Source organism: Streptosporangium sp. NPDC006013 (assembly GCF_040614275.1).
Lineage (GTDB): Bacteria > Actinomycetota > Actinomycetes > Streptosporangiales > Streptosporangiaceae > Streptosporangium.
Window position 1 is genome coordinate 1 of sequence record NZ_JBEXUE010000497.1, and the last position, 7,322, is coordinate 7,322.

General features: G+C 66.6%; 6 protein-coding genes. 3 read left to right on the forward strand and 3 right to left on the reverse strand.

What is annotated here, in order from left to right:
• Nucleotides 1–314: 314 nt before the first annotated feature.
• A complete protein-coding gene (locus ABZ260_RS42895; RefSeq protein WP_355629371.1) occupies nt 315–1,088 on the forward strand; it encodes an alpha/beta fold hydrolase in 774 nt (257 codons plus the stop codon).
• 244 nt (nt 1,089–1,332) lie between these two features.
• Here the strand turns inward: ABZ260_RS42895 and ABZ260_RS42900 are convergent, their stop codons facing one another.
• Nucleotides 1,333–2,010, reverse strand: a complete 678-nt coding sequence (locus ABZ260_RS42900) for a helix-turn-helix domain-containing protein (RefSeq protein ID WP_355629374.1) — start codon at nt 2,008–2,010, stop codon at nt 1,333–1,335.
• An 86-nt stretch (nt 2,011–2,096) separates the two neighbouring features.
• On the opposite strand from ABZ260_RS42900, the gene ABZ260_RS42905 reads away from it, so the two are divergent.
• Both ABZ260_RS42905 and ABZ260_RS42910 read left to right on the forward strand, forming a co-directional pair.
• On the forward strand, nt 2,097–2,939 hold the full coding sequence (locus tag ABZ260_RS42905) for a class I SAM-dependent methyltransferase (RefSeq protein WP_355629377.1): 843 nt from the start codon (nt 2,097–2,099) through the stop codon (nt 2,937–2,939).
• A 38-nt stretch (nt 2,940–2,977) separates the two neighbouring features.
• Nucleotides 2,978–3,316, forward strand: coding sequence for a hypothetical protein (locus ABZ260_RS42910; protein ID WP_355629380.1), 339 nt, complete (start codon nt 2,978–2,980; stop codon nt 3,314–3,316).
• A gap of 661 nt (nt 3,317–3,977) precedes the next feature.
• On the opposite strand, the gene ABZ260_RS42915 is transcribed toward ABZ260_RS42910, so the two are convergent.
• Together ABZ260_RS42915 and ABZ260_RS42920 are read right to left on the reverse strand one after the other, a co-directional pair.
• Nucleotides 3,978–5,309: a PHB depolymerase family esterase gene (locus tag ABZ260_RS42915; RefSeq protein WP_355629383.1), complete on the reverse strand. Its 1,332-nt coding sequence runs from the start codon at nt 5,307–5,309 to the stop codon at nt 3,978–3,980.
• Nucleotides 5,306–6,691 (reverse strand): endo-1,4-beta-xylanase, encoded by a 1,386-nt coding sequence (locus ABZ260_RS42920; protein ID WP_355629386.1) that lies wholly within the window; start codon nt 6,689–6,691, stop codon nt 5,306–5,308. Before ABZ260_RS42920 ends, ABZ260_RS42915 begins: the two co-directional genes overlap by 4 nt.
• Between the last annotated feature and the right edge of the window lie 631 nt (nt 6,692–7,322).

Consider the following 7,322-nt stretch of genomic DNA (forward strand, 5'->3'; position numbering starts at 1 on the left):
CGTGCCCCTGCTCAGCAGGGGCACGACCTCCTGGAACCCGTGTGGTGCCAGGTCGCACCGTCACCGGGCCGGGTGACAGCGATTCAAAGGAAGGGTGGGCTGCCGTGCCCGATGTCACTCGGGCACGGCAGCCCACCCAGCGCCCCTACGGCCTTCCGTTCCGCTGGTCGTCGCGACGTCCCGGTTGAGGAGATGCGATGGACTTCGACATTCGAAAGGACCGGGCCTCAGAGCTGTCGCGTACGGGACATCGGGTCCACGGATTTGTCGGTGGTGCTCTGTAGCGTCGGAGGCCCCCGAACGAAGGGATCGCCATGGCCACGGTGACGTCACGCGACGGCACGCGGATCGGGTTCGAGCAGGCGGGAACAGGGCCGACGCTCGTACTGGTCGACGCGGCAGGCGGGTTCCGCAGGTTTGGGCCCATGAGCTCTCTCGCTGAACACCTTGCCGACAGGTTCACCGTCGTGACCTACGACAGGCGCGGACGCGGCGAGAGTGGCGACACCCCGCCGTACGCGGTGGAACGGGAGGTGGAGGACCTCGCGGCCGTGATCGAGGCGGGCGGAGGACCGGCGTTCGTCCACGGGTTCTCCTCCGGCGCGGTCCTGGCCCTGCTCGGGGCGGCGGCCGGGCTGCCGATCTCGATGCTCTCACTCCTCGAACCACCGATCGTCCTCGACCTGCCGCGGGAGGACGACCTCGCAGCCGAGATCGACGAGCTCGTCGCCGCAGATCGCCGGGCCGATGCGGTCGAGCACTTCCATACCGGCATCGGTGTCCCCGCCGAGATAACCGCGGAGATGCGCCAGGCCCCCTTTTTCCCGCTGCTGGAAGGCATCGCGCACACGCTCGCCTACGACAGCCGGATAACCACGGCCGTCTCCCACGACACCCTCCGGTCCGTCACCGTGCCGGCCTTGGTCGTCAACAGCGAGTCCAGCGACGACCGCCTGCGTGGCTGGGCCGCGGACGCGGCGACGGCCCTTCCCCAGGGCCGTCACCTGACCCTCAAGGGCGAGTGGCACGGCGTGTCCGACGACGTGCTGGCCCCCGCGCTGGGCGATTTCTTCCGCGGAGCCATCTGACAAGACGCGTGCGCTTCCGCTGGGGATCAGGTGGACATTCCCCCGAGTTCGTGACCGTCGGCGGAACCGGCTCGCGTCCTGCCGGTACGACCGGCCGGCGTCATCACCCCCGCTCGGCCCGGTCGCCCCTGATCAGCAGCACCGTGGCCGCGGCATAGGCGAGGGCGCCGAGGAGCGTCTGGGGGAGGAGAGCGGAGTGCTGGGCGCGTCACTCGTCCGCGGGGGTGTTTGAGCCCCGCTTCGATCAGGCGGGTCGAGGCACTGAGGCGAACTCCGAGAGTGTGAACCAACGAGGAAGTTGCCGACGGAACGCCTCGGGGCCATGCACGTCGACCACGCCGGAACGCAGGGCATCGCGCCAGCTGAGATCACCGCGCCAGACCGCGACCATGTGGCGCAGGCTAGCGGTCACCGTGACCGCCACGGTATAGCCGGGGTCCACGTCACAGACGTCGGCTTCGCCGGATGTGATCACCAGCCACCAGTCGCGGGCGCGCGGGTGCACGTCCGGGAAGCTGAACAGCACCACGGTCCGGCCGACCGGGATGACGGCGTGGTCGACGCGCCGGTGCATGTCCCACAGCAGCAGTTTCGGGTCCAGGTCCATATCGCCGAGATCGCCGATCCAGCGGGTGCCCCAGACGCCGAGCGCCTCGACGACCGGCCGCAGCTCCTCACCGGCCGGGGTAAGGACGTACCGTACCTCGTTGTCATCCGCCGTTCTCTCCACGATGCCGGCGCGCACCAGTTGCTGCATCCGCTTGGACAGCAGCGAGGGGGACATTCTCGGCACACCACGGCGCAGCTCGTTGAAATGCTGGCTCCCAGACAGCAGTTCCCGCACGACGAGCAGCGTCCAGCGCTCGTCGAGCATCTCCATCGCCTTTGCGACGGGGCAGAACTGGTAATAGGAGGATCCCATGGATTGCAGCGTAAGCCCCGCCCCCGGCGCCTTCCAGTACAGATGTTGTACTAGGAGGCGATTTCGTCGGAACCTAGTCTCGTTTCATGAGTAATTTGATCAGCGCGGCGGAGACCGACCGCGCTTTGAAGACCAGGCACCGGGCGATGTGGGCGCTGGGTGACTACCCGGCCGTGGCCTCAGAGATCATCCCTAACCTGGGCGCGACCCTGGTGCAGGCATGCGGCGTACAGCCCGGCGACCGAGTGCTGGACATCGCGGCCGGAACGGGTAACGCCGCGATCCCGGCGGCTCTGGCCGGCGCGGAGGTCGTCGCCTGCGACCTGACGCCGGAACTGCTGGAGGCCGGACGCCGATCATCGGCTGGGCACGGCGTGGAGCTGGAGTGGCGCCAGGCCGACGCCGAGGCGCTGCCGTTCGCCGACTGTGAGTTCGACACCGTGCTCTCCTGCGTCGGGATCATGTTCGCCCCGCACCACCAGGCCGCCGCTGACGAGATGCTCCGCGTCTGCCGCCCAGGCGGCACAATCGGCCTGCTCAACTGGACGCCGGAGGGGTTCATCGGCCAGATGTTCGCGACGATGAAGCCCTACGCGTCCCCGCCGCCGCCCGGCATACAGCCGCCGCCCCTGTGGGGGCGCCCGGAACACGTCCGCGCGCTCTTCGGCGACCAGATCACCGATGTCACGGCCGATCGGCGGACCGTGCAGATCGACAGGTTCAAGACACCCGAGGCATTCCGCGACTACTTCAAATCCAACTACGGCCCGACCGTCGCCGCCTACCGCGCCATCGCGAACGATCCCGATCGTGTCACCGCTCTGGACCATGACCTGGCCACCCTCGCCCATCGCCACACTCACGACACCGGCACCACCTCCATGGCCTGGGAGTACCTGCTGCTCACCGCACGCAAGACCGAGGGGTAGCCGAAGAGGCGCTCAGCTCGTCGCCTGATCTGGGTGAGGTGGGGCGTCAGGAGGAGGGCCTGGCCGCGGTTCAGCGCGCCATCGAGATACGTGAGCGGTTGGCCGAAGCGAATCCGGACGCCTACCTGCCCGATCTGGCCAAAAGCAGCCTGGTCCATGGCTTGATGCTGATCGAAACTGCAATCACAGATGAGGCGATCTGGTTGATCCTGCGAGGGCTCAGTATCGCGGTAGAAATGGAGCTTGCCGATCTCATCAACGCAGGCGCATCAGCCCTTCGAAATGCCTATCAACAAAAGCCGTCGCAGACTACGGAAACATGGCGACGTGTCACCTCGGCCGAGCCTCCAGATTGGATGACGGTAGTGATCATCTAGATCATGCCGTCCCGCACCCTTCCGGCCCATCTTCGAAGAGGACCGGGGGTGCAGGGGCGGAGCCCCTTGCGGTTCTTCCCCAGTTCCTCGGTCCGTTGGTGAGGCCGAAGAACTGGATCGCGGCGGCCATCCCGCTCATGGGGAGGCTGTGGCCGGCGCCCTGGATGTTGTACGCCTCGACCCGGACCGTGCCGAAACCGTCGGCGTAGCGGCGTCGGTTCCAGTTCGGTTGCGGCGTGTCTGTACCGGTGAGCGTCTGGCTCAGGCCGCACACGTTGGTCCACTGGTCGATCGCCTGCTGGTGGGTGGCGTAGTAGACGAGGTTGGCCGTGGTGCCATGCCAGAGCTGAACTCGGGGCCGGGGTCGCTGTATCCGGGGTAGGCGGCACGAACCAGGTCTCCCATCGCTGGGGCGTCTTGCTGATGCGCCCGGAGGCGCAGTTGCTCGCGCCGGGCGAGGGAATGTAGTCCGCTGGAGGGCCTCACTGCCTGCACGCGAGCCTTGCACCCGTTAGGCGTACCAGACACGCGCTCCTCCCTGGTCTGGGGAGATTCTCGGTGATCACCCCAGACCAGGTGGTGCTTGTCCTTCTTCCAGCGGACATGCCGCGCTGGCGGGAGTCCTCTCTCGATCGCGCAGTAGGGCCGCTGAGCGCGATTCTCAGGCGTTGCCGCCCCAGTTCCATCTCTGGTTGGTGCCACCGTGGCAGGAGTAGAGCTGGAGGCGGGTACCGTTGCCCGCCCCGGCCGCATCCAGGCACAGCCCCGACTGGACGCCGACGATCGAGCCGTCGGAGTTGACGCGCCACTTCTGGTTGGCCCCGCCCCAGCAGGAGTAGAGCTGGATCCTGTCCCCGTTGCCCGTCCCGGCCGCGTCCAGGCACTTGTTGCCAAGGACCCGCAACTCCTGCGCGGAGGTGAGCGTCCACCTCTGGTTGGTGCCGCCGTGGCAGTCCCAGAGCTGGAGCTGCGTGCCGTCAGTGGTGCTGGAGTTCGGCACGTCCACGCAGCGCCCGGACGCGACGCCCCTGATCTGCCCGTTACCACCTGGGGTGGGGGTCAGTGTGGGGGTGGGCGTCGGAGTGGGGATGTCGCTGTCGAGGCCGAAGAATCGGATGGCGTGGATGGCCATCCCGGAGTGCGGCAGATTGTGCCCCGCCCCGTTGATCGTGTACGCCTCGACCTGGCCGGACCCATAGACCCGCCGCGTCCAGCCCGATTGCGGGCTGGACATCGAGGTGGGCGTCTGGCTCACCCCGTGCACGTTGGTCCACTGGTCGACCTCCTTCTGCAACATGCTGAAATTCAGCACGTCGTCCGCGGTACCGTGCCAGGCCATCAGCCGGGGCCGGGGACCGGTGTAGCCCGGGTAGGCGTTGCGGACCACGTCGCCCCACTGCTGCGGTGTCCGGTCGTTGCAACCGGGCGGGCCGAGGCAGCCGAAGGGCACGCCGGCGAAGGGAGCACCCGCCTTGAACACATCGGGGTAGGTGGCGAGCAGGTTGATCGTCTCCATCGCGCCGGAGGAGAAGCCGGTGGCGAACACCCGCGAGGGATCGCCGTTATGCCGCTGCACGACGTAGCTCACCATCGACACGATCGAGACGGGGTCGCTGCCGCCCCCGTGCCGGAGCGCTTCGTTCGACCACACGTCGAAGCAGTTCGACAGGCCGTTGGCGCTCTTGTTGGCCTGCGGGTAGATGACGATGAAGCCATACCGGTCGGCCAGGGTCCTGAACTCCGTCTGCTGGTGGAAGTCGGTCGCCCGGCCGTTGCAGCCGTGCATCGCCACCAGGATTCCGGGGCGTGGAGCCACGTTGTCAGGCACGTAGAGGTGCATCTGGATGTTGCCGGGGTTCGCCCCGAAGTTGCCGATCTGAGTCAACGTGGCCGCCCTCGCTGTGGGCGTTTGAGCCAGAAGCCCGGCCAGGACGGCGATCACGGCAGCGACCACCGCCCCGATCCCGGTCGGCACCGACAGGTGCCGTCTCACGATCCGCTCCGGGTCCACTTCTGGTTGTTGCCGCCCCAGCAGGAGTAGCTCTGGAGCAGAGTCCCGTTGCCGGTGCCGGAGTTGGCGGCGTCGAGGCACAGACCCGACTGGACGTTCACGATCGAGCCGTCCGAGTTGATACGCCACTTCTGGTTGTCGCCGCCCCAACAGGAGTAGATCTGCACCTTGGCACCGTTACCGGTGCCCGCGGCGTCCAGGCACTTGTTGCCGAGAACGCGGAACTCCTGGGCGGACGTGTAGGTCCACTGCTGGTTGGAGCCGGAGTGGCAGTCCCACAACTGGAGCTGGGTGCCGTCGGTGGTCGTGGAGTTCGGGACGTCCACACAACGACCGGATGCCACGCCCCGGATCTGTCCCGCGCCACCTGGGGGCGTCGTCGGGCTGGGCGAGGTGGTCGGGCTCGGCGAGGGTGAGGGGTTGGGGGTCGCGTTGTTGAGCGCGTTCAGGACGGAGTTGTAGGCGGCCTTCTTGTTGCCGTTGCCGTCGAAGAGCAGCGGACTGGTGTTCGCGCCCAGCCAGGAGTCGCTGTCCCGGACCCCCCACACCGTGATGCCAGTGCAGCGCGGCACGGCTAGGCAGTCGTTGACCACGTTGGCGTAAGTGGTGGCCGAGCCGCCCTGGATGTCCAGCTCGGTGATCTGCACGTCGACTCCCAGCGCCGCGAAGCTCTGGATGGTCGTGCGGTAGTTGCTGTTGTACGGGCTGTTGCTGTTGAAGTGCGACTGCAGGCCGACGCAGTCGATCGGCACGCCGCGCTGCTTGAAGTCGCGGACCATGTTGTAGACGCCCTGCGTCTTGGCCCAGCTCCAGTTGTCGATGTTGTAGTCGTTGTAGCAGAGCTTCGCGGACGGGTCGGCGGCCCGTGCGGTGCGGAAGGCCACCTCGATCCAGTCGTTCCCGGTTCGCTGGAGGTTGGAGTCACGCCGGCCACCGGAGTTGCCGTCGGCGTAGGCCTCGTTGACGACGTCCCAGGCGTAGATCTTGCCTCGATAGTGGCCCATCACGCCGTTGATGTGGTCGATCATCGCCTGGCGGAGGCTGCTACCGGACAGGGACTGCATCCAGCCCGGCTGCTGGGAGTGCCAGGCCAGCGTGTGGCCCCGTACCCGCTTGCCGTTCTGCACCGCCCAGTTGTAGATGCGGTCACCGTTGCTGAAGCTGAACTGCCCACGGTTGGGTTCCGTGGCGTCGATCTTCATCTCGTTCTCGGCGGTGATCATGTCGAACTCGCGGTTCGCGATCGTGGTGTACGTCTGGTCGCCCAGTTTGCCCGCGGCGATAGCGGTGCCGAAGTAGCGACCGCTCTGCTGAGCAGCGGCGGCCAGCGTGCTGGCGGCCGCATCCGCGGGAACCGACACCATTAGCGCCGCACCTACGACACCCACGGCGCCGGCACTGATGACCCTGCTGAGGGCACCGAAACCTCGGCGCGCAGATAAGGGTGAAGCCTTCATACCCATGCCTGACTCCATACTGAAATCACGGAAAGAGGGATACACGGGAACCCGGCGAACGACGCCGCCCCCCGGACCGGGGGCACACCACGATGGCGTCATGACCGGCGGCCCTCACTCGATCACCACATCAGGCAGGGCCGACCGCTTCGGAGACTCATTGTGGAAACCTATCCGAAACATGTCAATGCTTGAGCGAAATTTTCGGCCCCATCATTCCAACATCGACGCCCTTACCATGAGCCCAATACAGCTATGGCGAGACCATCTCCGCAGAGCAAAGAGGAGAAACTAGCTGGCGGCCACGTCTTGAAAATTTCACCTCAGATCCGCAAGTTGCGGACTGGGGGTGGGGATCCACAGGCAGCGGCGCCTTCTCGGCAACGCCGAGCACAGAGGACCCCTACCTCTTGACGACATCCGGTCCTGCTGTATTTACTCACCGCCATCACCACCCGAGATGCCGGGATGTCGAAGGGAGGTCGCACCGCAATTTGGTAGCGCTAACATGGCGCCTCTCCCATGAGATGCGCGATGT